The sequence below is a fragment of the Streptomyces sp. NPDC050145 genome (assembly GCF_044460245.1).
GTDB lineage: Bacteria > Actinomycetota > Actinomycetes > Streptomycetales > Streptomycetaceae > Streptomyces.
The window spans coordinates 239,212-262,932 of the sequence record NZ_JBITJS010000008.1; the positions used below are offsets into that span (position 1 = coordinate 239,212).

At 73.7% G+C, this 23,721-nt stretch carries 19 protein-coding genes and 1 tRNA gene; 10 read left to right on the plus strand and 10 right to left on the minus strand.

The genetic code is table 11. The features are described from left to right. The first annotated feature begins 175 nt into the window (after window positions 1-175). Window positions 176-1,774, plus strand: coding sequence for a transcriptional regulator (locus tag ACIBTU_RS18225; protein ID WP_399127248.1), 1,599 nt, complete (start codon window positions 176-178; stop codon window positions 1,772-1,774). Then, window positions 1,771-3,198 carry a DUF1116 domain-containing protein gene (locus tag ACIBTU_RS18230; protein WP_399127249.1) on the plus strand — a complete coding sequence of 476 codons (1,428 nt, stop codon included), beginning with the start codon at window positions 1,771-1,773 and terminating at the stop codon, window positions 3,196-3,198. The genes ACIBTU_RS18225 and ACIBTU_RS18230 overlap by 4 nt, the downstream gene beginning before the upstream one ends. A 123-nt stretch (window positions 3,199-3,321) precedes the next feature. Here ACIBTU_RS18230 and ACIBTU_RS18235 read toward each other — a convergent pair whose 3' ends face one another. The 4 genes from ACIBTU_RS18235 to ACIBTU_RS18250 are packed head-to-tail and all read right to left on the minus strand — an operon-like array spanning window position 3,322 to window position 7,517. After that, window positions 3,322-3,939: a DUF1097 domain-containing protein gene (locus ACIBTU_RS18235; protein WP_399127250.1), complete on the minus strand. Its 618-nt coding sequence runs from the start codon at window positions 3,937-3,939 to the stop codon at window positions 3,322-3,324. A gap of 22 nt (window positions 3,940-3,961) precedes the next feature. Further along, on the minus strand, window positions 3,962-5,275 hold the full coding sequence (locus ACIBTU_RS18240) for an amidohydrolase family protein (protein WP_399127251.1): 1,314 nt from the start codon (window positions 5,273-5,275) through the stop codon (window positions 3,962-3,964). After that, window positions 5,272-6,423 carry an acetamidase/formamidase family protein gene (locus ACIBTU_RS18245; protein ID WP_399127252.1) on the minus strand — a complete coding sequence of 384 codons (1,152 nt, stop codon included), beginning with the start codon at window positions 6,421-6,423 and terminating at the stop codon, window positions 5,272-5,274. The genes ACIBTU_RS18240 and ACIBTU_RS18245 overlap by 4 nt, the downstream gene beginning before the upstream one ends. Further along, window positions 6,420-7,517, minus strand: coding sequence for a carbamate kinase (locus ACIBTU_RS18250; RefSeq protein ID WP_399127253.1), 1,098 nt, complete (start codon window positions 7,515-7,517; stop codon window positions 6,420-6,422). Before ACIBTU_RS18250 ends, ACIBTU_RS18245 begins: the two co-directional genes overlap by 4 nt. A gap of 181 nt (window positions 7,518-7,698) precedes the next feature. On the opposite strand from ACIBTU_RS18250, the gene ACIBTU_RS18255 reads away from it, so the two are divergent. Then, a complete protein-coding gene (locus ACIBTU_RS18255; protein WP_399127254.1) occupies window positions 7,699-9,312 on the plus strand; it encodes a PucR family transcriptional regulator in 1,614 nt (537 codons plus the stop codon). Window positions 9,313-9,460: 148 nt separating this feature from the next. On the opposite strand, the gene ACIBTU_RS18260 is transcribed toward ACIBTU_RS18255, so the two are convergent. Then, window positions 9,461-9,745, minus strand: coding sequence for a hypothetical protein (locus ACIBTU_RS18260; RefSeq protein WP_399127255.1), 285 nt, complete (start codon window positions 9,743-9,745; stop codon window positions 9,461-9,463). Between the two features lie 232 nt (window positions 9,746-9,977). Between ACIBTU_RS18260 and ACIBTU_RS18265 the strand changes: the two genes are divergently transcribed. Together ACIBTU_RS18265 and ACIBTU_RS18270 are read left to right on the plus strand one after the other, a co-directional pair. Beyond that, window positions 9,978-11,198, plus strand: a complete 1,221-nt coding sequence (locus ACIBTU_RS18265) for a PP2C family protein-serine/threonine phosphatase (RefSeq protein ID WP_399127256.1) — start codon at window positions 9,978-9,980, stop codon at window positions 11,196-11,198. Window positions 11,199-11,275: 77 nt separating this feature from the next. Next, window positions 11,276-13,975 (plus strand): LuxR C-terminal-related transcriptional regulator, encoded by a 2,700-nt coding sequence (locus ACIBTU_RS18270; RefSeq protein WP_399127257.1) that lies wholly within the window; start codon window positions 11,276-11,278, stop codon window positions 13,973-13,975. Between the two features lie 26 nt (window positions 13,976-14,001). On the opposite strand, the gene ACIBTU_RS18275 is transcribed toward ACIBTU_RS18270, so the two are convergent. After that, entirely contained in the window at window positions 14,002-14,409 is a 408-nt protein-coding gene (locus tag ACIBTU_RS18275; protein WP_399127258.1) for a hypothetical protein, read from the minus strand. A 148-nt stretch (window positions 14,410-14,557) separates the two neighbouring features. On the opposite strand from ACIBTU_RS18275, the gene ACIBTU_RS18280 reads away from it, so the two are divergent. From ACIBTU_RS18280 to ACIBTU_RS18290, 3 genes are all read left to right on the plus strand, one after another. After that, entirely contained in the window at window positions 14,558-15,829 is a 1,272-nt protein-coding gene (locus ACIBTU_RS18280; protein WP_399127259.1) for a cation:proton antiporter, read from the plus strand. 94 nt (window positions 15,830-15,923) lie between these two features. After that, window positions 15,924-16,310 carry a carboxymuconolactone decarboxylase family protein gene (locus ACIBTU_RS18285; RefSeq protein WP_399127260.1) on the plus strand — a complete coding sequence of 129 codons (387 nt, stop codon included), beginning with the start codon at window positions 15,924-15,926 and terminating at the stop codon, window positions 16,308-16,310. Continuing rightward, complete coding sequence (locus ACIBTU_RS18290; RefSeq protein ID WP_399127261.1) at window positions 16,307-16,714, plus strand: SHOCT domain-containing protein; 408 nt, start codon at window positions 16,307-16,309, stop codon at window positions 16,712-16,714. The genes ACIBTU_RS18285 and ACIBTU_RS18290 overlap by 4 nt, the downstream gene beginning before the upstream one ends. A 346-nt stretch (window positions 16,715-17,060) precedes the next feature. On the opposite strand, the gene ACIBTU_RS18295 is transcribed toward ACIBTU_RS18290, so the two are convergent. Then, window positions 17,061-17,134: transfer RNA gene (locus ACIBTU_RS18295), tRNA-Pro, on the minus strand. 119 nt (window positions 17,135-17,253) lie between these two features. On the opposite strand from ACIBTU_RS18295, the gene ACIBTU_RS18300 reads away from it, so the two are divergent. Continuing rightward, window positions 17,254-17,748 carry a DUF309 domain-containing protein gene (locus ACIBTU_RS18300; protein WP_399127262.1) on the plus strand — a complete coding sequence of 165 codons (495 nt, stop codon included), beginning with the start codon at window positions 17,254-17,256 and terminating at the stop codon, window positions 17,746-17,748. Between the two features lie 77 nt (window positions 17,749-17,825). After that, window positions 17,826-19,907 (plus strand): MDR family MFS transporter, encoded by a 2,082-nt coding sequence (locus ACIBTU_RS18305; protein ID WP_399127263.1) that lies wholly within the window; start codon window positions 17,826-17,828, stop codon window positions 19,905-19,907. A gap of 12 nt (window positions 19,908-19,919) precedes the next feature. Here ACIBTU_RS18305 and ACIBTU_RS18310 read toward each other — a convergent pair whose 3' ends face one another. The 3 genes from ACIBTU_RS18310 to ACIBTU_RS18320 form a co-directional block, all read right to left on the minus strand. Next, the gene (locus ACIBTU_RS18310) at window positions 19,920-20,684 is read right to left on the minus strand and encodes a sulfite exporter TauE/SafE family protein (RefSeq protein WP_399127264.1); all 765 of its coding nucleotides are present in this window, start codon (window positions 20,682-20,684) and stop codon (window positions 19,920-19,922) included. A 48-nt stretch (window positions 20,685-20,732) separates the two neighbouring features. Continuing rightward, the gene (locus ACIBTU_RS18315; RefSeq protein ID WP_399127265.1) at window positions 20,733-22,253 is read right to left on the minus strand and encodes a long-chain fatty acid--CoA ligase; all 1,521 of its coding nucleotides are present in this window, start codon (window positions 22,251-22,253) and stop codon (window positions 20,733-20,735) included. A gap of 77 nt (window positions 22,254-22,330) precedes the next feature. Next, window positions 22,331-23,518, minus strand: coding sequence for a thiolase family protein (locus tag ACIBTU_RS18320; protein ID WP_399127266.1), 1,188 nt, complete (start codon window positions 23,516-23,518; stop codon window positions 22,331-22,333). Window positions 23,519-23,721: the final 203 nt, after the last annotated feature.

The following is a 23,721-nucleotide window of genomic DNA, read 5'->3' on the forward strand; positions in this document are numbered from 1 at the left end:
CGGTTCACCGGTCCGTGCGGCCGGCCGACCGAGCCTAGGGCCCGTACCCGCCGCGGGCATCCGGATTTCTCCAGGTCCCGCGCCGTCATTGTCAGCCGGTACCGAGCCTTCCGGCCCCGATGTGGCACGCCGCGACCAAGACAGCCCCCGGGGGTCCCGGCCTACGGTCGGCAGCATGGTCGAACCCGCACAGATGACACCTCCCGAAGCCCCGGCGCCCGCGCCGGAGGTCCACCGTCTCGTCCACAATCTCGTCCGCGCCGACACCTACGTCGGCTCCGTCGCGCTGATGCGCATCGCGAGCGCGCTGACCGCGCTGCCCGGGATCGCGGCGGCCGGTCTGGTGATGGCCACGCCCGCCAACCGGCAGCAGGTGGAGGCGGCCGGTCTGCTGGCCGCCGAGGGCGCCGCGGCGCGCCCCAACGACCTGCTGATCGCGCTGCGCTGCCCGCCCGACGCGGTGCCCCGGGCCGTGGAGGAGGCCGACCGACTGCTGGCTCAGGGCCGCCCCGACGACGCGAACGGCACGGGCGGCGCGGGTGCCTTTGACGACGAGGACGAGCCGCCCCGCTCGCTCGCCACGGTGCCGGACGCCCCGCGCCTGGCGGTGATATCGACGCCCGGCGCGTACGCGGCGGCCGAGGCGCTCAAGGCGCTGCGCCTGGGCATGCACGCCTTCGTGTTCAGCGACAACGTGCCCGTCGCCGACGAGGTCGCCCTCAAGCGCGAGGCCCACGCGCGAGGGCTGCTGATGATGGGACCCGACTGCGGCACCGCCGTGCTCGACGGGATCCCGCTCGGCTTCGCGAACGCGGTGCGGCGCGGCCCGGTCGGTCTGATCGGCGCGTCCGGCACGGGACTTCAGCAGGTGTCGACGCTGCTCCAGGCGTACGGCACCGGCGTCAGCCAGATCATCGGCGTCGGCGGGCGGGACCTGTCGGAGGAGGTCGGCGGGGCGTGCATGCGCGACGCGCTCGACGTGCTCGCCGCCGATCCGGCGACGGAGACGATCGTCCTGGTCTCCAAGCCGCCCGCGCCCGGCGTGGCCCGCGAGGTCCTCGCGCACGCCGCCGCCATCGGTAAGCCCGTCGTCGCCGCGTTCCTGGGCGGGGCGCCCGACGCGCCGGCGGGCGTCCGCGTGGCGGGCACCCTGCGCGACGCGGCCCGGGCCGCCGCCGGACTCGAGGGACCGGCGCCCGCAGCGGCCCCGCTCGCCGCCCCTGCCGGGGAACGGCGCCTGTTGCGGGCTCTGTACGCGGGCGGCACGTTCGCGTACGAGGCGCGGCTGCGCCTGGAGGCCGCCGGGGTCAAGGCGGACACGGACGCACAGCCGCCCGCGCCGGGCGAGACGCCCCGGCTGCCCGGCTCCCACGTCGTCCTCGACCTCGGCGACGACCTGTTCACGGCCGGGCGCCCGCACCCGATGATCGACCCCGCGGTGCGCGCCCCGTGGCTGGCCGCCGCGCTGCGCGACCCGGCGACGGCCGTGGTGGTCGTGGACGTCGTCCTCGGGTACGGAGCCGACGCGGATCCGGCGGGCGCCGTGGCCGGCATCGTCGCTCAGGAACGTGCGGTCCCCGGTGCGCGGTTGCCGCACGTCGTGGCCTTCGTCGTCGGCACGCCGGACGATCCTCAGGGCCTCGACGGGCAGGTGCGGGCCCTGCGGGACGCGGGCGTCACCGTCCTCGACAGCAGTACGACGGTGGCCGACGCCGTCGCCGCCGCGTTCGCCCCCGTGCCGTGCGGCACGCCGTCCGACAGGAGTACCCGATGACCGCGTCACTGCTCGGAGCGGACCCGCACGTCGTGACCGTGGGGCTCGACTCCTTCGGTGCGGCGCCCCGCGCGGCGGGCGCCCGCGTCACACCGGTCGACTGGCGCCCGCCCGCCGGGGCGGACCCCGCGCTGGGCGCGAAGCTCGCCCGGCTGACCGCGCACCCCCTGGTCGACGCCGCCAACGAGGAGGCCCTGCGCCGCGTCCTGGACGTACGGCCGCTGTGGACGGACGTGGTGACGGCGCGTGAGGCGCTGCCCGTGTTCGCCGGCGCGGAGCGGGTGCTGCTGCACGCGGGGCCGCCGATCGCGTGGGAGCGGATGTGCGGTCCGATGCGCGCCGCGGTGGTGGGCGCGGCCCTCCTGGAGGGCTGGGCGGACACGCCGGAGGCGGCGGAGCGGCTCGCCGCGTCCGGGGACATCGCGTTCGCGCCCTGCCACGACCACGACGCGGTCGGGCCGATGGCGGGGATCATCTCGCCGTCGATGCCGCTGCTCGTCGTGGAGGACGCGGGCACGGGGCGGCGCGCGTACAGCAATCTGAACGAGGGAGCGGGGCGCTGTCTGCGTTACGGGGCGCTCGGCGACGACGTGCTGGCGCGGCTGCGCTGGATGGGCGAGCGGCTCGCGCCGAGCCTGAAGGCGGCGCTGCGGTCGCTGCCCGAGCCGGTGGACCTGCGCTCCCTGACCGCGCAGGCGCTGCAGATGGGCGACGAGTGCCACAGCCGGAACACGGCGGCCAGCGCGCTGCTGCTGCGGGCCATGGCCCCGGCACTGGCCCGGCAGGCGGACCTCGGCGGCGTGGAGGCGCTCGACTTCCTCCAGGACAACACGTACTGGTTCCTCAACTTCTCGATGGCGGCGGCCAAGACGGCGACGCTCGCCGGTCACGGGGTGCCGCACTCGACGCTGGTGACCGCGTTCGCGCGCAACGGTGTGGAGGTCGGGATCCGGGTGAGCGGCGGCGGCTCCGCCTGGCACACGGCGCCGGCGGCGGTCGTCGAGGGCCTCTACTTCGCGGGCTACGGGCCCTCGGACGCCAACCCGGACATCGGGGACAGCGCGGTGACGGAGGTGTACGGGCTCGGCGGGTTCGCGCTCGCGGCGGCGCCGGCCATCGTCGGCTTCGTCGGCGGGACGCCGCGCGGGGCCCGGGCGACGAGTGTGCGGATGGGCCGGATCACGGTGGGCCGCCATCGTGAACTGCGGCTGCCGGGGCTCGACTTCGAGGGCAGCCCGCTCGGGATCGACGTACGGGCTGTCGTGGACACCGGCATCGAACCGGTGATCACCACCGGGATCGCGCACCGGGAGCCGGGCATCGGCCAGATCGGCGCGGGCCTCACACACGCCCCGATGGAGTGCTTCACGGGAGCGCTGCGGGCGTTCCCGGAACCGGAGCACGAGCCGGGGCCGGGGGTGTGAACCGGCGGTGAGGACGTCACCGGGGCGGCGGCGCGTGCGGGGCCGTCCGCCGCGGTGGACGGCCGGAGTGTCCTGGGCGCCGCCCCGCGCCCAGGGCCTCCTGGCCATCGCACCGGGAGCGGATCAGGGAGCCTCGGGCCGGACGGCGGCCTGCCGGGCGTCCGTGGCGGCCTTCTCTGCTTTCTCTGTCTCGCCCGGGCCCTCGGTGCGGCCGGCGGCCGCGGGCAGGTCCGGCATCTGCGCCACCGGGAAGGTCAGCTTCATCGACAGGTAGGCGTAGACGGGGCCCAGCGCGTTCATGGCGACGACGCACACCCAGGCCGCCCACGGGTTGCCCGGGTCGTAGCCGAAGCCGCCGAAGAACGTGGCGAAGTAGCAGGCGAAGCCGAAGAACATGCCGGGGATGAGCGTGAAGAGCTTCGTCCGGCCCGTGTACATGAGGGCCGAGTTCACGACGAGGATCACCAGCGCCTGCATCAGGTTGCGGGCGAACTGGCCCTCCCCGAGAGCCGTCCCGGCGCGCTGTTCGACGAGCACGATGACGAGGGCGAAGCTCGATCCGGCCACCATCGCGGGCCAGATCTTCTTCGCCCCCTCCATGCTGGGGCCGCCCATCAGGAACATCGCCGCCCAGGGGACGAAGATCGCCCAGGGCGGCAGGTGCAGTGCGGTGCCGCCGACGAAGGCGGTGGTGGCGGCCAGGATCGACGCGACGATCTCGTGCGGTATGCGTTCACGCATGACGGGCTCCACTTCGCTGGGTTCAGGGCCCCGGAGGGCCGGGCGGTGCGGTGGGCGGGTCGATCAGCGTGCGGGTTCGGGTGGTGCGCGCCACGACGCGGCCAGCCTTGATCACGTAGGCCCGGTCGGGACGGTCGAGGACGATGTCGTCGTAGCGGGTGGTGTCGAGCACGACGAGATCGGCGGCGGCGCCTGCGCGCACGCCGTAGGTGTCGGCGATCCCGACGACGCGGGCGGCGTCGTGGGTCACCATGCGCAGGACCCGGCGCAGGTCGGCGGGTCCGTGCAGATGCCCGGTCTGGGCGAGCAGCAGCGCGATGTCGAGCAGGTCGCCGGTGCCGTACGGGGTGAACGCGTTGCGGAGGTTGTTGGAGGCGGTGGCGGTGACGACCCCGGCGTCCCACAGTTCGCGTACGGGGGCGATGCCGCGGCGCACGGGATGGCGGTCGGTGCGGCCGCCAAGGTGGAGGTCGGTGGCCGGCAGCGGGACGACGGCGACTCCGGCGTCGGCGAGCGCGCCCAGGACCTTGGCCCGCTCGGCTTCGGGGCGCGCGGCGAGCGAGGTCATGTGGCCGAGGGCGACGCGGCCGCCGAGGTCGCGGGCGCGGGTGGCCTCGGCGACGTACTCGGCCATGGCGTAGCGGGTGTCGCTCGCGTCGTCGGCGAAGTCGGCGTGCAGGTCGGCGGGGACGCCGTGTTCGGCCGCGAGGTCGAGCACGAGGTCGACGTGGCGGCGGCAGAGCTCGACGGAGTCCTCCTGGTAGGCGCAGCCTCCGATCACGTCCGCGCCGGCGGCGAGGGCCCGGCGCAGGAGCTGTTCGGTGCCGGGCGAGCGCCAGATGCCCTCCTGGGGGAAGGCCACGATCTGGATGTCGATGAACTCCCGGTACTCGTCGCGCAGTTGGAGCAGCACCTCGACGCCGAGGAGGCCCTGCACGTGGTCGACGTCGGGGTGAGCGCGCAGGGTGGTGGTGCCGGACTGGATCGCGGCCTCGACGGCGCGCCGGGAGCGGGCCGTGACGTCCTCGTGGGTGAACTCCCGCTTGAGTTCGAGGGTGACGGCGATGGCGTCGGCGAGGGCGGGTCCGCGCGGGGCGCGCCGACCGTCGAGGTAGGCCTTGTCGGGGTGGATGTGCGCCTCGACGAGTCCGGGCAGGACGACGCGTCCGGCGCAGTCGACGACGTGCGTGCCCTCCGGTACGGATTCCTGGACGGGTTCCGGGAGTTCGGCCGGTCCCGACGGCTCCACGGAGTCGATGCGTCCGTCGGTGACGAGAATGTCGGAGAGGCCGGCCGCGTCCTCGACGCGGGCCCGGCGCAGCAGCAGACGGTTCACGCGCGCACCTCCAGAGCCTCGGCGGGCTCGTCGACGACGCTCGGGAGGTCCCCGAAGTCGGACTTGCGGATCAGGCAGTGGACGCCCTGCACCTGGTCGACGACCTGCGAGATCTCCAGGTCGGCGGCCGCGCTCAGGTACGCGTAGGCGCTCGCGGGGTCCATGCCGACGCGGGTGGTGAGGAAGCGCAGGGCGACCTGGACGCTGTCCCGCATCGCCTGGTTCAGGTCCTCGTTCAGGCCGATGGCGACCCAGTGGGTGTCGGTCTCGCCGAACGGGCTGTCGATCAGGCCGACGGCCCGGCGGGCGGCGGACCCGCTGAGGACGCTGAGCCGGAACGTGGCGCGCAGCGGCGCCTCGAACGCGGTGAGCGCGACCTCGCCGTTGCCCTGCGCGAAGTGCGGGTCGCCGGTGGTGAATCCGGCGCCGTCCACCTGGACGGGCAGGTAGAGGGCGCTGCCGGTGTCGAGCACCTTCACGTCGAGGTTGCCGCCGTGTCGGCCCGGGGGCACGGTGCTCAGCGGCGTGTCGTGCGCCGGGGTGACGCCCATGATCCCCATGAACGGCCGCAGCGGGAACCGCGCGCGCCGCCCCTGGTCGCCGTAGGGCAGCAGCCCGAACTCCCGTCCGTCGCCGTCGACTTCGACGGTCGTGTACGTGGACACGGTGCCGCAGGGCATGCGGCGGGTGACGCCGGTGCACGGGTGGGCGGGGTCCGGGTGGGCGGCGGGCAGGGCGCCGCGGCCGTGGCGGCTGGAGACGATGCCGTAGTCGGTGCGCCGGTGCAGGGAGAGGACCTCGACCTTGAGGAGGTCGCCGGGGGCGGCGCCGGTGACGGCGATGGGCCCGGTGACGACGTGCGGGCCGTGCTCCTCCGCGTCGCGGGGCATGCCGGAGGCGGCGATGTCCCGGGCGTCGGCGGGCACGGCGTGCTCGGGCACCCCGTAGGCCCCGAAGAAGCCGACCGGGTCGCGCCCCTGGTCCTCCAGGATCCCCTCGTGGGACACGGAGTCGACGGTGACGGTGTCCCCGTCCCGGACGGTCAGGACGGCCCGGTCGCCGGGCGTGGGCAGCGTCCCCCAGCGGGCGTTCTCGGGCGTGGTGCGCAGGTGGTGCCGGCCTTCGGGTGCGGCGAGCTGACGGGTCATCGAGGATCTCCCTGAGCGACGGTCGGTACGGGGTCGGTGACGCGTACGGGCACGGTGTCGGGGGACGGTGGCGGTGCGGCGGGGCCGCCCGTGGCCGGAGCGGCGGGACCGGGACGGATCCAGGTGCCGCCGGCTCCGGCCAGCGCCGCCGGCAGCGCCACCGGTGACGTGATCAGGACGCGGGCCGCGGGGCCGGACGCCCGCAGAAAGCCGAGGGCCGCCTCGATCTTGGGGCCCATGCTGCCGGGCGGGAACTGGCCCTGCTCCAGGTGGAGTCGGGCCTCGGCCGTGGTCAGGCGGTCGACGGGGCGTTCGGTGGGCAGGCCGTGGTCGAGGGCGACGCGGTCGACGCCGGTGGTGATGACGAGGAGTTCGGCGCCGAGGCGGGCCGCGAGCAGGGCCGAGGTGGCGTCCTTGTCGATGACGGCCTCGAGGCCGCGGTAGCCGCCGTCCGGCTCCTCGACGACGGGGATGCCTCCGCCGCCGCCCGCGATCACGACCTGGTCGCGGTCGAGCAGCGCGGCGAGCGCGGCCTCCTCGACGACACGGCGGGGCGCGGGCGAGGGCACGACGCGGCGCCAGCCGCGCCCCGCGTCCTCGGCGACGCTCCAGCCGTGCCGGGCGGCGAGTTCCCGCGCCTCCTGTTCGGTGTGGAAGGAGCCGATGGGTTTGGTGGGGTGCGCGAAGGCGGGGTCGGCGGGGTCGACGACGGTGTGGGTGAGCAGCGCGGCGACGCGGTCGCCGAGGCCGCGGGCGCGGAGCCGGCCGCCGAGCGTGGTGGCGAGGATGTAGCCGAGGGAGCCCTGGGAGTCGGCGACGCACATGTCCAGGTCGAGGCGCGGGAGTTCGGGCGCGAGGGCGGCGGCCAGGTCGGAGCGGCGCTGGATGAAGCCGACCTGCGGGCCGTTGCCGTGCGTGACGACCAGGCGCCGCCCGTCGGCGGCCAGTTCGGCGAGCGGCCCGGCCAGGGTCCTGGCCGCGTCGAACTGCTCGGCGATGGTCGCGCGGGGCCCGCCGCGCAGCAGGGCGTTGCCGCCGATCGCCACGACGGTCACGGCTCCGGGGACGCCGCGTGGCGGGAGGGAGTCAGGCATGGCGGTCACCATAGGAACGGCCCGTGGAGCGGGTCATGGGCAACGGACACCAGCGGCCGGGGCCCCTTGTTGACGCCCGGTGACAGGGCCTTCGCCACCCATCCGTTTCCGGCGTGTAAGCATCCGATTTCCCTCGTGATCCGCATTTACAGCATCTCGGGGGGTGCTCATAGTGGAGGGCGTGCCAGCCTTCCGAGTGCACGTCCAAGCCCAGGTGAGCGCGGCGACAGCACCCCCGCTCACACCCGCCCCCGCGCCGCAGGAGCGTCCTCCGGCGTCCGGCATCACGGTCGCGGAGGCACTCGGACTGCCCTGCCTGGCCGGGGCCCGGCTCGTGGCGGGCGGCCGGGGAGCGGACCGCGTGATCCGGGTGGCGAACATCATGGAGGTGCCGGACATCGTGCGCTGGATGCGCGGCGGTGAACTGCTCCTGACGACGGCGTACGCGCTGCGCGACGACGAGGATGCCCTCACGGCGCTCGTGCCGTCACTGGCCGGGCGCGGACTGGCGGGGCTCGGCGTGAAGATCGGCCCGTACCTGCCCCGGCTGCCGGACTCGATGCTGCGGGCGGCGGACGAACTCGGCTTCCCGGTCCTGGAGTTGCCGGGCGACGTGATGTTCAACGACGTGCTCGCCGAGGTGATCGGCACGGTCCTGAACCGGCGGGCGCTGACCCTGGAGCGCACCCAGGAGGTGCACGAGCGGCTGGCGACGGCGGCGCTGCGCGACGGCTCGTACCTGGAACTGACGCGGGCGCTGGCCGAGTTGGCGGACTGTCCGGCGGCGGTCCTCGGCCCGGACGGGACACTCCTTGCGGGTGCGGGCGAGCCGCCGCAGGACAGCGCGCCGGCGGCCGAGCGGGCGATCGGGGCGCGGAGCGCCGGTGTTCCGGCGGGGCGGGTCGCGCTGTGGTGCGCGCAGCCGCCCACGGAGAGCCAGTTGGCGGCGCTGGAGCACGCGGCGACGCTGGCCGCGATGGTCGCGGCGCAGGAGCGGGCGGTGGCCGACCGGGAGCGCCGCTACCGGGCGCTGCTGCTCACTGAGCTGGTCTCGGGGCGTCCGCAGGACCCCACGGAGACGGCCCGCCGGGCCACCGCGATGGGCTGGGAGCTGGATGTGCCGCGGGCCGCGGTGCTGGTGGAGCTGAGCGCGTCGGCGTCCGCGCCGCCGCCCGAGCGGCTGGCCGAGGAGCGGTTGCTGCCGTTCGTGCGGGCCGTGGTCGGGCCGCGCGCCATCGGCTGGGGCGTGCCGTCGGGCCTGGCGCTGCTGGTCGAGCCGGGCGGGGCGCTGCGGGACGTGTGCCGGGCGGTGTTCGACGCGGTGTCGACGGCGCTGCCTGCGGCCCGGGTGCGGGTCGGCGCGGGCGGCGTGCAGGCGGACTTCGCGGATCTGCATATGAGTTACCGCGAGGCGCTGGCCGCGCTCACCCTGGGCCGCGAGCTGTACGGCGGCACGTTCGTGTGCGAGCACCGGGACCTCGGCGCGTACCGGCTGCTGGACCAGTTGCCGGCGCGTGAGCTGGGCCGTCTGGTCGAGGAGGCTCTGGGACCGCTGATCGCGTACGACGCGGCGCACGAGGGGAGTCTGGTGCACAGTCTGGGCGTGTATCTGGCCCGGGACCGCAACGGGGTGGAGGCGGCGGAGCGGCTCCACATCCACTACAACACCCTGCGCTACCGCCTGAAGCAGATCGAGCGCCTCACAGGTGGTTTCGACCGGGACCCGATGACCCGGCTCCAGACCGAACTGGCGGTGCACGCCCACCGCTTGCTGGCCGCGCGGGCCCGCGCCTGAGTCGTCCGCCGGCGGCGACCGGCTCCCTCCCCGGCTCCCCGGCGACCGCGCGCCCTCCTCTTCCGGCACGCGCGCCGCGCCGCTCATGAGGGCCGCTTCGCCGTCGGGTGAGGCCCGGTGGACTCCGTGGACGCCGGGGAGTGCGGGTTCAGCCGCCCCTCTTGGCCAGGCCGGCCTGGAGGTCCTCCTGGGACATGACGGGAATGATGTTCACCTTCGCGCCCATCTCCTGGAAGAACGGCTCACAGATGACGGGGATGTCGGACAGCTCCTTCAGGTCGAACACGAAGAAGCCGGTCCGCATGCCGTCCTTGGCCCCGAAGTACGCGGACTCGGGGGCGAGCCGCTCCAGCGCCGACTTCATGACCTGCGGGAGCGTGTTGTCCGCGATCGCCTTGTTCGCCCGTTCGGTGTCCATCTGAACGGTCAGCATTACCCTCACGATATTTCCCTTCCCTCACCTTTTCGGCACCTATGTGCCCTCCTTTCGATGGTGGCGCGATTCCCCGGAACGCGCGCCTCAGGAGCGAGCCGTACGGGCAGATCGATGGCCGCCGAAACGAACGGACGGGCCTCCCCGCCGGACGTCTGGGCAGGTGCCTCGGCGCGACCCCTCCTATCGTGGAACCACAACGCATGGACGGCCCGTGCCGAGGTGGCAGCACATGAGGAACCCGCAGATCGACTACGCGGCGGTCTTTCACGCCCTGCCCGGCATGGTGGCGCTGCTCACCCCGGAGCTGCTGTACGCCGATGCCAACGACGACTTCCTCCGGCTGGTCGGCCGGACCCGCGAGCAGCTGTTGGGCCGCTACATCTTCGACGTCTTCCCCGAGAACCCGAACGATCCGGCCGCGGCCGGCATGGGCGAGACCAAGGCGTCGATGCTGCGCGTCGCGGAGACCGGTGAGCGCGAGACCATGGCCCTGCTGCGGTACGACATCGAGGACTCCGAACGGCCCGGGCGCTGGGTGGAGCACTACTGGAGTCCGGTCAACGCCGCCGTGCTGGACCGGAACGGGGACGTGACGCTGATCGTGCACCGGGTCGAGGAGATCACCGACCTCGTCCGCGCCCGCGGCGGCGACCGACGGGACCGGGTGCTGGAGGCCGAGCTCTACACCCGCTCGCGGGAACTGCAGGAGGTCAACGAACGTCTGCGCCGGGCCCACGCACGCGAACGCGAGGTCGCCCTGGCCCTCCAGGCGGCGATGCTGCCGGCGCCGACACCGGTCGGGCACCACAGGGCGGCCGTCCGCTACCGGCCCGCCGTCGGCGCACTGAACGTGTGCGGCGACTGGTACGACCTCGTCGACCTCGACGGGGACCGCATCGCGGTCGCCGTCGGCGACGTCGTCGGTCACGGCCTGGAAGCGGCCTGCGCCATGGGGCAGCTGCGCAGTGCGCTGAGCGCGGCCGCCCGGGTCGCCGACGGTCCGGCCCAGGCCCTGGAAGCCCTCGGGCTGTACGCCCGTCATGTCCCCGGCGCGGAGTCGACGACGGTGGTGAAGGTCTACGTCGACTGGGAGTCCCACACCCTCACGTACAGCAGCGCGGGACACCCCCCACCGGCGCTGCTGCACCCCGACGGCTCGGTGACCTTCCTCGACCGGGCGACCGATCCGCCCCTCGGCGCGCGCCCGGAACACATGGCGCGGCCGCAGGCTCGTACCGCCTTCACGGAGGGCGCCACCCTGGTCCTCTACTCGGACGGCCTGATCGAACGCCGTGACGAGGACATCGACGCCGGGCTGGCCCGCCTCGCGCGCTCCCTCGTGCGGCACCGCCGGACCGGTCCGGAAGCGATGGCCGACGCCCTCCTGGCCGACCTCCTCCCGCCCACCGGCAGCACCGACGACACGGCCCTGGTCATCCTGCGCCTGTGAACCGCGCGAGGGCGGCTCCGCACCGAGAGGACTGCCCGACTTGACTCCACCGGCAGTTCTGCCAACGTGGAAGTGTCATGTCCCACGCATACCGCGGCTGCGCCGTCGACGGCGCGGCCGGGGCCCTGATGCCGAGTGGCGAGGCTGTGCTCGTCTCCCGGTTCGCCACCCCCCGCCTGCCCGGGACGTTCGTCCGCAGGACCCGCCTGACCGAGCGCCTCACCCGCGCCCAGGCCGGTCCGGGCCGGTTGACCCTGGTCAACGGGCCGGCCGGGGCGGGCAAGACCCTGCTGGTCGCCGACTGGGCGCGGACCTCCGCCCTGCCGGGTCCGGTGGTGTGGCTGACCGTCGAGTCGGGGGACAACGCCCCGGGAAACTTCTGGACCTACGTCCTCGCGGCCCTGAGCCACCACGGGCTCACGCCTCCCGGCTCTCTCGCCGGACCCGCCCGCCCCGGCGAGGTCGAGGACGCCGTCCTGTCCCGGCTCGCGGCCTACCTGGACCGCCGGACCGAGCCGGTGATCCTCGTCCTGGACGAGTTCGAGCGGGTCACCTCACCGGAGGTAGCCGCCGGACTGGAATCCGTACTGCGGCACGCGGGCGAGGGCCTGCGCCTCGTCCTCCTCAGCCGGACCGAACCGACGCTGCCCCTGCACCGGTACCGCGCCTCCGGCGAGATGACGGACCTCCGCGCCGCCGACCTGGCGTTCCTGCCCGAGGAGACCGCCGAACTCGCGCGCCGGCACGGCATGCCCCTGTCGGACGACGGCGCGCGCACCCTGACCGGACGCACCGAGGGCTGGGCCGCGGGGCTCCGCCTCGGCATCCTCGACGCGCAACGGGCCGAGGACCCGGTCAGCGCGCTGGACGCGCCCGAGACGTGGCAGGGGACCGTCGCGGACTTCCTGCTGACCGAGGTGCTGGGCGCCCAGTCCCCCGCCGGCCAGGACCTCCTGTTGCGGACCTGCGTCTGCGAGCGGGTCCGTCCCGGCCTGGCGAACGCCCTCACCGGACGGGACGACGCCGCTGCCCTGCTCGCGGAACTGCGGCGCGCGAACGCGTTCGTCGAGCCGATCGGCCAGTCCTGGTACCGGCTGCACCCCCTGTTCGCCGAGGTGCTGCGCGCGCACCTGCCCCTCAGGCACCCCGGATCCGAGCGCGCGCTGCACCGCACGGCCGCGCGCTGGCTGAGCGACGCCGGTCTGCTCACGGAGGCGCTGCCGCACGCGGCCGCGGCCGGGGACTGGGCGTTCGCGGCGGACCGGGTGGTCGACGACCTGGCGATCGGCCGGCTGCTCACGGGCCCCGACGCGGACCGGCTCGGCTCGTTGTTCGCCGCGATGCCGGCGGACACTCCGGGCCCGGCCGCCGACCTGGTACGCGCCGCCCGCGCGCTGTCCCGGCGTGATGTCCATCGGGCTCTCGCCGACCTGGAGCGTGCCGAGGGGCGGCTGCCCCCGGTCGCCGCGGAGGGCGCGTCGGCCGCCCATCTGAACGGTGCGACGCTGCGGGTCCTGGCCTGCGCCCTGCGCGGCTCCCCGGACGCGGCCGAGACCGCCGAGCGGCGTGCGGAGGAACTCGCCGGGCGGGAGGTCCTCGCGGAGCGCCTGGAGGCGCATCCCGAGCTGCGGGTGCTGAGGCTGACCGCGCTGGGCTCGGTTCAGCTGTGGGCCGGCCGCTTCGCCTCGGCCCGGTCGGCGCTGACGACCGCGGTGCGGGCGTCCGACGGACCCTCGACGGCCCTCCTGCGGCACGACTGTCTGGACCGGCTCGCCCTGATCGACTTCCTGGACGGATGGCCGGGCCGCGCCGAGGCGCACGCGCGGCGGGCCCTCGCCGAGGAGGAGGGGTCCGGCCTGCCGCCACCGGCTCGCACCGCCCTGGGCCCCCTGGTCCTGGCGGCCGTCGACATCGAACGCGACGAGCTCGACTCCGCCCGCGCCCTGGTGCGCCGGGCGGCCCCGCGCACCTCCTCCGCCCACGACGCGATCGCCGCCTCCTGGCTGGCCGTGACGCGCTCACGCCTGCTGTTCGCCGGCGGCGACCCGGCCGAAGCCCTGCACGCCCTCGTCGACGCCGAGGAGACACCGTCCGACGTGCCGCACTCGGCCTGGGTGGGCACCCAGGTGGCCCTGGCCGCGGCCGCCGCTCACCTGGCCCGGGGGCGGCCGCGGGAGGCGGTCGACGCGCTGGCCCGATGCCGGGAGACAGGTCCGGAGCACACGATCGCCGTGGCCCGCGCCCGGCTGGCGGCGGGCGACGACGAAGCGGCGTGCTCCCTCGTCGACACGCTGCCCGGCCACAACGGTCACGGGCCCGCCCTCACGGTACGGACCCTGCTGGTGCGGGCCGAGGTGGCCCGGGCCCGGGGGGACGGGGTCACGGCCGGGCATCTGGTCGCCCGCGCCCTGGCGGTCGCACGGCCCGAGCGCCTGAGACGCCCCTTCCTGGAGGCGGGGCCCTGGCTGCGGGCCCTGCTCGACCAGCTGCCCGCACTGGCGCGCACGCACGCCTGGCTCCCGGCGGGCCTGATCCCGCGGGCGCAGACGCCGGGGGCCGGGGAGCCCGGCCCCGCCCCGGTCGTCGAGCCCCTCAGCGACCGCGAACGTGAGGTCCTGGAACGGCTCGCGCAGATGATGTCGACGGAGGAGATCGCCACCGAGCTCTTCCTGTCCGTCAACACGGTCAAGACCCACCTGCGCAACATCTACCGCAAGCTCGCGGCGGCCCGGCGCGGTGAGGCCGTGCGCCGGGCCAGGGAACTGCGTCTGCTGTGACACGTCTGCTGCGACGCGACGCCGCTCTAGGGTTCCCGCTGCACCACGCACAGGGCCCAGATGACGAAGGCGTACAGCGCGATCAGGGTCAGCGACCAGAACGGGTAGTACGGGATCGACAGGAAGTTGGCGATGATCAGCAGCCCCGCGATCGCCACACCCAGGATCCGGGCCCACGTGGCACGCGCGAAGAGCCCCAGACTCACGAGGACGGCGACCACGCCGAGGGCCAGCTGGATCCAGCCCCAGCCGGTCAGGTCGAACTGGAAGATGTAGTTGGGGGTCGAGACGTAGACGTCGTCCTCGGCGATCGCCATGATCCCCCGGAGCAGGTCGAGGACACCGGCGATGAACAGCAGAACGGCGGCGAACGTGGTCAGTCCGCCCGCCGCCGTCCGGGCCGTGTCCGGTTGGTTGTGGGTCGTCGTAGCCATGGTTCTTCCTCACTTTGCCGTGCGCTGAAGCGGCCGGCTCGGTCTCTTCGAGCCTGAGCCCCGGGCGGCCGGGAGCGCTCACCCGTGGCGGGTGAGGTTCACCGGCGGGCGCGCTGCTGTCCTGGGAGCCCGAGGGCTGGAGGCCGGGGTGAGCGGTGACGCGTGGATCGGTGTGGCGGCGGCCGGCGTCACGGCCGCGTACGTGCTGGTCTCGCGCAGGCTGGCCCCGACGCCCGTGTCGTCGGCGATGGTGTTCACCGGGTGCGGGGTGCTCCTGGGACCGGCCGTGCTCGACGTCATCGACCTGGAGCACGACGCCGGGGCGATCCTCACCCTTCTCGAGGCCGCGCTCGCGCTGATCCTGTTCACCGACGCCATGACCGTGCGCCCGCGGGATCTGCGGTCCGGAGGATTCCTGCCGGGCCGGCTGCTCGGCATCGGGCTGCCGCTGACCATCGGCGCGGGCTGGCTGCTGGCCTGGCCCCTGCTGCCCGGACTGTCCGTCTGGGAACTCGCGCTGGTCGGAGCCGTCCTCGCGCCGACGGACGCGGCCCTCGGCAAGACCGCCATGACGAGCCCCCGGGTCCCGGCGCGGGTCCGTCAGGGGCTCAACGTGGAGAGCGGCCTCAACGACGGCATGGTGCTGCCCTTCTTCGTCCTGTTCCTGGCCGGCATCCCCGGCACGTCCGCGGCCGACGCGGGAGCGGCGGGTGTCTTCTGGCGGGCGCTCGTCCTGAGCACGGTGCTGGGCGCGGTGGCCGGCGCGGCAGGTGGACTGCTGCTGGGGGCGGCCCGGGCACGGGGGTGGGTGTCGCGGGAGTGGGAGCCGCTCTTCGTCCCGGCCGTCGCGGCGGCCTCGTACGGGCTGGGGGTCGTGGTGGACGGCAGCGGATTCATCTCCGCCTGGATCGCCGGTTTCGCCTTCGGTCTCACCCTGCGGCGCTCCCGGCCCGCCGGAGCGGACGCCACCGGGCCGCGCGAGGAGCTCGGCGACACCGCGCCCTTCGCCGAGCAGCTCGGTGGACTCCTGGCCTCGCTGAGCCTGCTCGTCTTCGGCGCGGTGCTCCTCGGGCCGGTGCTCGACGACCTGAGCTGGCGGGTCGTCGGCTATGCCGTGCTCAGCCTGACCGTGGTCCGCATGCTGCCGGTGGCCCTCGCGCTGGCAGGCAGCGGGCTCCGGCTGCCCACGGTGGCGTACATCGGATGGTTCGGGCCGCGCGGTCTGGCGTCCGTGGTGCTCGGGCTGCTGGTCCTGGAGGAGCGGGTCCCGGGGGTGGGTCTCCTTGCCCGGGTGGTCGCCGTCACCGTCGCGCTGAGCGTCCTGCTCCACGGCGTCTCGGCCGTCGTCCTCGCCGACCGGTACGGGAACTGGATCGAGCGGGCCGCGGCCCGCGGCCGCCCGGTCACCCGTGAGGGGTGAGGCGCGCCGGATCGCCCGCGGCGATGGTGAAGGGGCGACCGGTCGGACAGCTGGCGGATACCGGTCCGACATCGGAGCTACGAGGAGAACCGACGTGGCCGAGCACCTCGCGGCGGAGGCCGCCCCGGACACCGGTGACGCGCGGCCCGACGCGCCCGGCGGGCCCGTGTTCGACACCCTGATGCGGATGACCGCGGGCGCGTTCGAACAGTCCGGTCTCGATCCCGAGACCTACCTGCTGACCCGCATCGCGGCGCTGGTGGCCCTGGGCGCCTCCCCCGCCTCGTACCTGCTCAACATCGGCGCCGCCGAGGACATCGGTGTGCCGCCGGAGCGGATCCGGGGCACCCTCGTGGCCGTCGCGCCCGTGGTGGGCAGCGCCCGCGTGGTGACCGCGGCGCGCGGCATCGGGGACGCCTTCGGACTGCAACTGCTGCCCCTGCCGGCCGGCGGGGACGAGGACGAAGGAGCTACGACATGATTCTGGCCTACGACTATCCGGTCCTCGGAGCGTTCTGGACGGTCATGTGGATCTTCCTGTGGATCCTGTGGATCGTCCTGCTCTTCCGGGTCATCGGCGACATCTTCCGGGACGACGAGCTCAGCGGGATCGCCAAGACCGCGTGGCTCGTCTTCGTGGTCGTGGTCCCCTTCCTCGGCGTGTTCGTCTACACGCTCGCCCGGGGCCGGGGCATGGGCAAGCGCGAGGCGGAGCACGCCCGGGCGCGGCAGGAGGCGGTCGACGACTACATCCGGGCGGCCGCGAGCACCGGGGCGGGCCCCGACAGCACGGTGGACCAGCTCGCCAAGCTCTCGGACATCCGCGCCAAGGGCGACATCGACGACGCCGAGTTCGAGCGGGCCAAGGAGAAGATCCTCCACTGAGCACGCCACACGTCAACAACTCGCCTGCACAGCGCTCTTGAGCCAGCCCTCTCGAGTCACCGCGGGATCAACGGCCAGTGGGTGGACTCCGACCAGCACACGGAGTCACTGAATCCCGCCATGGGCAAGACGCTGAGCACGTTCGCGGACGCGGGCGCGAAGGAGGCGCAGGCCGCCGCGGCCTGGAGGAGTTCCAGGAGACCAAGCACTACGTCCGGTCGGCCCCCCGGTCCTGAGTCCTGGTCCTGAGGTCCTTGTTCTGAGGTCCTGATCCTGAGGTCCCGGAAACGATCGAGGGCCGTTTCAGATTTCTCTGAAACGGCCCTCGATCTGCGACTCTTTCGAGTCGGGACGACAGGATTTGAACCTGCGACCCCTTGACCCCCAGTCAAGTGCGCTACCAAGCTGCGCCACGTCCCGATGTCCACTGCCTTCCGGGTGACCCCTTCCGGCGGCGACAGACAGAACAATACCCCAAGCTCACGGGTGGTTTGAAACCGGTTCGGCGTCTTCGGGGCCGGGTCGGCGAGAATCGGCGTATGAGCACTTCGCGTGGCGCCGGCCGGGACCGGGACGAGACGGGCAGGGCGCGCAACGCCCGGCCGCGGGACGGTCTGGGCCGCCCGCTTCCGTACGGCAGCACGGGTGTGGCCCGGCAGCCGGAGGGCGTCGTGCGCACCCCTGAGGAGACGGTCGCCGAGGCACAGTCGCTGCTCGACGCGGGGCGCCCGTTCCACGCGCACGAGGTGTTCGAGGACGCGTGGAAGTCCGGCCCGCCGGAGCAGGAGGCGCTGTGGCGGGCCCTGGCCCAGCTGGCGGTGGGCCTGACCCACGCGGCGCGGGGCAACGCGAAGGGAGGCGCCCGTCTGCTCCGCCGGGGCGCGGCCTCCCTGAAGTCCTGGCCCGGCACACCCCCGGCCCGTCTGAACCCCCCGGCCCTCGTCGAGTGGGCTCACGCCCTGGCAGCCCGGGTGGAGGCCGGCGCCCCGGTGAACCCGGCCGAGGAATCCCCGAGACTGACAAGCGCCTCATAAGGGGCGCGGGCCACAACGGCGCTGAGGCGGCCCCGTTCCCGCGTGCGCGTCACCCGCATACGGGTGACGATGCGAACGTGACCACAGACACCGCCGCACCCCCCGCCGAAGCGGCGCAGCCCCCCGTCCTGGACAGGCGCCGCCGCAACGTCGTCTTCGTCACGATCATGCTCGGCATGCTGCTGGCGGCCCTGGACCAGACGATCGTCGGCACGGCGCTCCCGACGATCGTCTCGGACCTCGGCGGCGCCGCGCACATGTCGTGGGTCGTGACCTCCTACCTGTTGGCCGAGACCGTGGCGACGGTCCTGGTCGGCAAGTTCGGCGACCTGTTCGGCCGCAAAATCGTCTTCCAGGTCTCGGCGATCGTCTTCATCACGGGCTCGTTCCTGTGCGGCCTCGCCACGAACATGCCGCTGCTGATCTCCTGGCGGGCCATGCAGGGCATCGGCGCGGGCGGCCTCATGGTCACCTCGATGGCGCTGATCGCGGATGTGATCCCGCTGCGCGAACGGGGCAAGTACCAGGGCGCGATCGGCGCCGTGTTCGGCGTCTCCACGGTCATCGGCCCGCTCCTGGGCGGCCTGTTCACCGACCATCTGACGTGGCGCTGGGCGTTCTACGTGAACGTGCCGATCGCGATCGTCGTCGTCATCGCCGCGGCCCGCACGATCCCGGTGGTGAAGTCGGCGACCCGGCCCGTCATCGACTACCTGGGCATCGCCCTGGTCGCGGTGGGCGCGAGCGCGCTGATCCTGGCGACGAGCTGGGGCGGCAACGAGTACGCGTGGGGTTCCAGCGTCATCATCGGCCTGTTCGTCGGCGGCATCGTGGCGCTCGGCCTGTTCTGCGTGGTGGAGACGCGGGCGGCGGAACCGATGCTGCCCATGCGGCTGTTCCGCAACCCGGTGTTCACGGTGTGCTCGGTGCTGAGCTTCATCGTGGGCTTCGCGATGCTGGGCGCGATGACGTTCCTGCCGACGTATCTCCAGTACGTGGACGGGGACTCGGCCACGATCTCGGGTGTGCGGACGCTGCCGATGGTGGTCGGTCTGCTGGCCGCGTCCATCTTCTCCGGCAACGTGGTCAGCAAGACGGGCCAGTACCGCCTGTTCCCGATCGTCGGCTCGCTGGTGATGGCGCTCGGCCTGTATCTGCTGTCCCTGATGGATCCGTCGACCAGCACGTGGCTGTCGTCGCTGTACATGCTGGTGCTCGGGCTCGGGATCGGCCTGTGCATGCAGGTCCTGACGATCGCCGTGCAGAACACCGTGGACTACGCGGACCTCGGCACGGCGACGTCGGGCGTCACCTTCTTCCGTACGCTCGGCAGCTCGTTCGGCACCGCCGTGTTCGGGACCATCTACGCGAACTCGCTCAAGCCGAATCTCGCCGACGGGGTCACGGAGGCGGCCCGCGCGGGGACCGGGGTCGATCCGGCGACGCTCGTCCGGGCGGCGCAGAGCCCGGAGGGGCTGCATCAGTTGCCGGCGGCCGCACAGGCGCCGATCGTCGACGCGTACGCGGACTCGCTGCACACCGTGTTCCTGTGGACGGTGCCGGTCGCGCTGCTGGGCTTCGTGGTGGCGCTGTTCCTGAAGCAGGTGGCGCTGCGCGACAGTGCGCGGATGGGGTCCTCGGACATGGGCGAGGGCTTCGCGCAGCCGACGACGAGCGATTCCGAGCGCGTTCTGGAACGGGCGGTCAGCTCCATCGTGAGGTCGGCTGACCTGGACACCGCGCGCCGGATCCTCGATTCCTCGGACTCACGGCTCGACATGGCGGGGGCCTGGGCGGTGATGCAGGTGGAGTTCTTCACCCGGATGGTCGGTCACGCGAGTCTCGGCATGATCGCGGCCCGGCGCCGGCTGCCGCCCGAGGTCCTCGTGCCGGTGTTCCAGCGGATGGTCGACGAGGGCTATCTGACCCGGACCGGCTCGTACTTCGCGCACACGGCGGCGGGGCGGCGCGAGGCCGAGGTGTTCAACGGGGCGTGGGCCGACTGGCTCAGCGCGCGGGTCGAGGAGGACCTCGGCCGGCCGCCCGGTGAGGACCTGCGGACGGCGGTGGACACCATCGCGAAGCGGCTGCTCGTCGAGGACCTGGCGCAGGGGCTGCCGCAGCGGCCGGGCTCGGCCCGCATCCTCAGTCCCTCGTAGGGCCCGACACGTTCAGCGCAGCAGGAGTTGCAGGCCGCCGAGGACGGTCGCCGCGAGGACCAGCTGTTCGAAGAGGCGCTGGTTGATGCGGTGCACCGCCCACTTGCCGATGAGGGCGCCGGGCACGACGAACGCGGCGAGGGCGGCGTCGAGCAGCAGCGACTTCCCGTCGATCAGACCGAGGCCGACGCTGAACGGCACCTTCGCGGAGTTCACGATGAGGAAGAACCACGCGGAGGTGCCCAGGAAGCCCAGCTTCCGGAAGCCGGCCGAGAGCAGGTACAGGGACAGCACGGGGCCGCCCGCGTTGGCCACCATCGTGGTGAACCCGCCGAGGACCCCGTACGAGCCGGCCTTGACCCGTGCGGCGCGGGTCGCCGTCTCCTCCGGTGCGGGCCGCTCGGCGGCGCGCCGGCGCCACACCGAGACGGCGGCCATCAGGAGCAGGATCGCGCCGATGCTGGTGCGCACGGCCCCGTCCCCGGCGAAGCCGAGGAAGACGGTGCCGACGACCACGCCGACGGCGACGGCGGGGAACAGCCGCCACAGGGTGGGCCAGTGGGCGTGCCGCCGGTAGGTGAGCACGGCGAGGACGTCGCCGCAGATGAGGATGGGCAGCAGCACGCCCGTGGACTCACGGGCGGGCAGGACGGCGGCGAAGATGGCGAGGCTGACCGTGTTGGCACCGCTGACGGCGGTCTTGGAGAAGCCGACGAGGACGGCCGCGACGGCCAGCGCGGCGAAGCCCCAGGGCGTGATTCCGAATATCTCGTGCATGCGGAGACCGATGCTAATCGCATCGATCGTCCGCACCGGGCGCGGGCGTCACACGGAGCGGTACGCGTCACGCAGTTCGCGCTTGAGGACCTTCATGCTGGGGCCGAGCGGCAGTTCGCCGGTGATCTCGACGCGGCGCGGGTACTTGTGCTTGGCCAGGTGTTCCCTGGACCAGGCGATGACGGCGTCCGGGTCGGCGCTCTCGCCCTCCTTCGGCACGACGACGGCGCAGACCTCCTCGCCGTGCACGGGGTCGGGCAGGCCGATGACGGCGACGTGGGCGACGGCCGGGTGCCGCATCAGGACCTCCTCGACCTCGCGCGGGTACACGTTGAAGCCGCCGCGGATGATGACGTCCTTCTTGCGGTCGACGATCGAGATGTAGCCGTCGGCGTCCTTGGTGCCGAGGTCGCCGGTGCGGAACCAGCCGTCGACGAGGGCCTGCGCGGTCGCCTCGGGGCGGCCCAGGTACTCGGTGAACACGTTGTGGCCGCGCACGACGATCTCACCGAGCTCGCCGGTGGGCAGCAGCTCGACGCGCTCGTCGATCTCGGCGCGGGCGATCTCGACGTCGACGCCCCAGATCGGGTGGCCGACGGTGCCCGCCCTGATGCCGTACCAGGGCTGGTTGACGGCGGCGACGGGCGAGGTCTCGCTGAGTCCGTAGCCCTCGTGGATACGGGCGCCGAACGTGGACTCGAAGGCTTCCAGGACCGCGAGCGGCAGGGAGGCGCCGCCGGAGACGGCGACCCGGAGCCGGGGCAGCTCGGCCGCGTCGCGGGCGGCGGCGAGCAGGTGCACGTACATCGTGGGCACGCCGTGGAAGACGGTGACGCCCTCACGGACCATCAGGTCGACGGCGCGGGCGGCGTCGAAGCGGGGCAGCAGGACGAGCGTCTTGCCCGCGCGCCACACGGCGTTGAGGGAGGCGGTCTGGCCGAAGGCGTGGAAGAAGGGCAGGGCGCCGAGGACGATGTCGTCGGGGCAGTACTCGTGGGCGTCGAAGGCGTCCACGGTGGCGTTCATGACGAGGTTGAGGTGGCTGAGGACGGCGCCCTTGGGGACGCCGGTGGTGCCGCTCGTGTAGAAGATGACGGCCGCGTCCTCGGGGCCGCGGGCCGCGTACACGTCGAGCGGGGTGGCCTCGGCGGCGGCCGCGTCGAGTTCGCCGTCCTCGCCGAGGGTGGCGACGCGGGCTCCCGCGGCCTCGGCGGCGGCGCGGCCGACGGCGGCCTGTCCGGGGTGGCACAGGAGCAGGTCGACACCGCTGTCGCGGAGCACGTGCGCGGCCTCTTCGGCGGACAGCAGCAGGTGGACGGGGACGACGACCCCGCCGGCCGCGAGGATCGCGTAGTAGGCGCGCGGGAAGTCCACGGTGTTCGGAGCCATCAGGGCCACCCGGTCGCCGGGCCGGACGCCGTACGTGCCGGCGAGCGCTCCGGCGCGGGCCCGTACCTGGTCCCACAACTCGCCGAAGGTGAACCGCTGGTCGCCCTGGACGAGGGCGGTCTTGTCGGGCCTGCGGCGGGCGTTGTCGGCGAGGATCGCGGCGAGCGAGAGAGTGGCCATGAGGGGGTGGTGCTCCGTTCCTTGCTGGTGGTGCGGTTCCTTGCTGGTGGTGCGAGTCCTTGCTGGTGACCGGGAGTTCAGGCGCGCTCGACGAGCACGGCGCTGCCCTGGCCGACGCCGACGCACATGGTGGCGAGGCCGCGCCCGGCGCCGGTGCGGCGCAGGCGGTGCAGCAGGGTGGTGAGGATGCGGGCGCCGGAGCAGCCGAGCGGGTGGCCCAGCGCGATGGCGCCGCCGGTCGGGTTGACGAGCTCGGGGTCGATGCCGAGGCCGTCGACGCAGGCGAGGGCCTGGGCGGCGAACGCCTCGTTGAACTCGGCCTCCTGGATGTCGCCGATCCCCCAGCCGACGCGGGCGAGCGCCTTCTGCGTGGCGGGGACGGGGCCGATGCCCATCACGTCGGGGTGGACGCCCGCGGAGGCGCCCGCGACGTAGCGGCCGAGGGACTCGAGGCCCAGGTCGTTCAGGGCTTCCTCGCTGACGAGGAGGAGTCCGGCGGCGCCGTCGTTCATCGGGGAGGCGTTGCCCGCGGTGACCGAACCGCCCTTGCGGAACACGGGCTTGAGGCCGCCGAGCTTCTCCAGGGAGGTGTCGGGCCTGATGCACTCGTCGGCGTCGACGACGACTCCGTCGGCCCGGGTGACGGGCAGGATCTCGGCGTCGAAGAGTCCGTCCTTGCGGGCGGCGGCGGCCCGCTGGTGGCTGCGCAGGGCGAAGGCGTCCTGGGCCTCGCGGGTGACGCCGTACCGTGCGGCGACCTCCTCGGCGGTCTCCCCCATGGCGAGGACGCCGTGCAGGTCCTTCATCTTCGGGTTGACCAGGCGCCAGCCGAGGCGGGTGTCGTAGGTCTGCATGCTGTGGGGCAGCGCGTCGTCGGGGCGGGGCAGGACGAACGGGGCGCGGCTCATGGACTCGGAGCCGCCCGCGAGCACGATGTCGGCCTCGCCGGCGGCGATGGTGCGGGCGGCGGTGGTGACGGCCTCCAGGCCGGAGGCGCACAGCCGGTTCACGGTGGCGCCGGGCACGGTCTCGGGCAGGCCCGCGAGCAGGGCGGCCATGCGGGCGATGTTGCGGTTGTCCTCGCCGGCCTGGTTCGCGGCGCCCCAGTAGACGTCGTCGATCCGGGCGGGGTCGAGGGCGGGCGCGTCGTCGATCAGGCCCCGGATCACGGTCGCGGCGAGGTCGTCGGGCCGGACGGTGGAGAGGGACCCGCGCAGCTTCCCGATCGGGGTGCGGCGCGCGGCGGCGAAGTGGACAGGACGCACGGTGAGCTCCTGAGGTGACGCGGACGGTACCAAAAATTAGCACTGCTAGTTTTGGACTATAGCCCCGGCCCGCGGCCCCTGGGAAGAGCCGCCCGGGCGGGAAAGAGGTACCCGGCGCTCCACATCTCAGGGCTGGCCCTGATGTCCCGCCCCGCCCCGCTCTCCTAGTCTGGAGCTCCGGCACCGCTCCGCGGACGACGTAC

Coding starts and splice junctions, on each gene's coding strand:
- ACIBTU_RS18260 (WP_399127255.1), bottom strand. CDS start 9,745: ATGCTGACCGTTCAGATGGACACCGAACGGGCGAACAAGGCGATCGCG.
- ACIBTU_RS18230 (WP_399127249.1), top strand. CDS start 1,771: ATGACCGCGTCACTGCTCGGAGCGGACCCGCACGTCGTGACCGTGGGG.
- ACIBTU_RS18270 (WP_399127257.1), top strand. CDS start 11,276: ATGTCCCACGCATACCGCGGCTGCGCCGTCGACGGCGCGGCCGGGGCC.
- ACIBTU_RS18225 (WP_399127248.1), top strand. CDS start 176: ATGGTCGAACCCGCACAGATGACACCTCCCGAAGCCCCGGCGCCCGCG.
- ACIBTU_RS18310 (WP_399127264.1), bottom strand. CDS start 20,684: ATGCACGAGATATTCGGAATCACGCCCTGGGGCTTCGCCGCGCTGGCC.
- ACIBTU_RS18275 (WP_399127258.1), bottom strand. CDS start 14,409: ATGGCTACGACGACCCACAACCAACCGGACACGGCCCGGACGGCGGCG.
- ACIBTU_RS18265 (WP_399127256.1), top strand. CDS start 9,978: ATGAGGAACCCGCAGATCGACTACGCGGCGGTCTTTCACGCCCTGCCC.
- ACIBTU_RS18250 (WP_399127253.1), bottom strand. CDS start 7,517: ATGCCTGACTCCCTCCCGCCACGCGGCGTCCCCGGAGCCGTGACCGTC.
- ACIBTU_RS18290 (WP_399127261.1), top strand. CDS start 16,307: ATGATTCTGGCCTACGACTATCCGGTCCTCGGAGCGTTCTGGACGGTC.
- ACIBTU_RS18245 (WP_399127252.1), bottom strand. CDS start 6,423: ATGACCCGTCAGCTCGCCGCACCCGAAGGCCGGCACCACCTGCGCACC.
- ACIBTU_RS18300 (WP_399127262.1), top strand. CDS start 17,254: ATGAGCACTTCGCGTGGCGCCGGCCGGGACCGGGACGAGACGGGCAGG.
- ACIBTU_RS18235 (WP_399127250.1), bottom strand. CDS start 3,939: ATGCGTGAACGCATACCGCACGAGATCGTCGCGTCGATCCTGGCCGCC.
- ACIBTU_RS18315 (WP_399127265.1), bottom strand. CDS start 22,253: ATGGCCACTCTCTCGCTCGCCGCGATCCTCGCCGACAACGCCCGCCGC.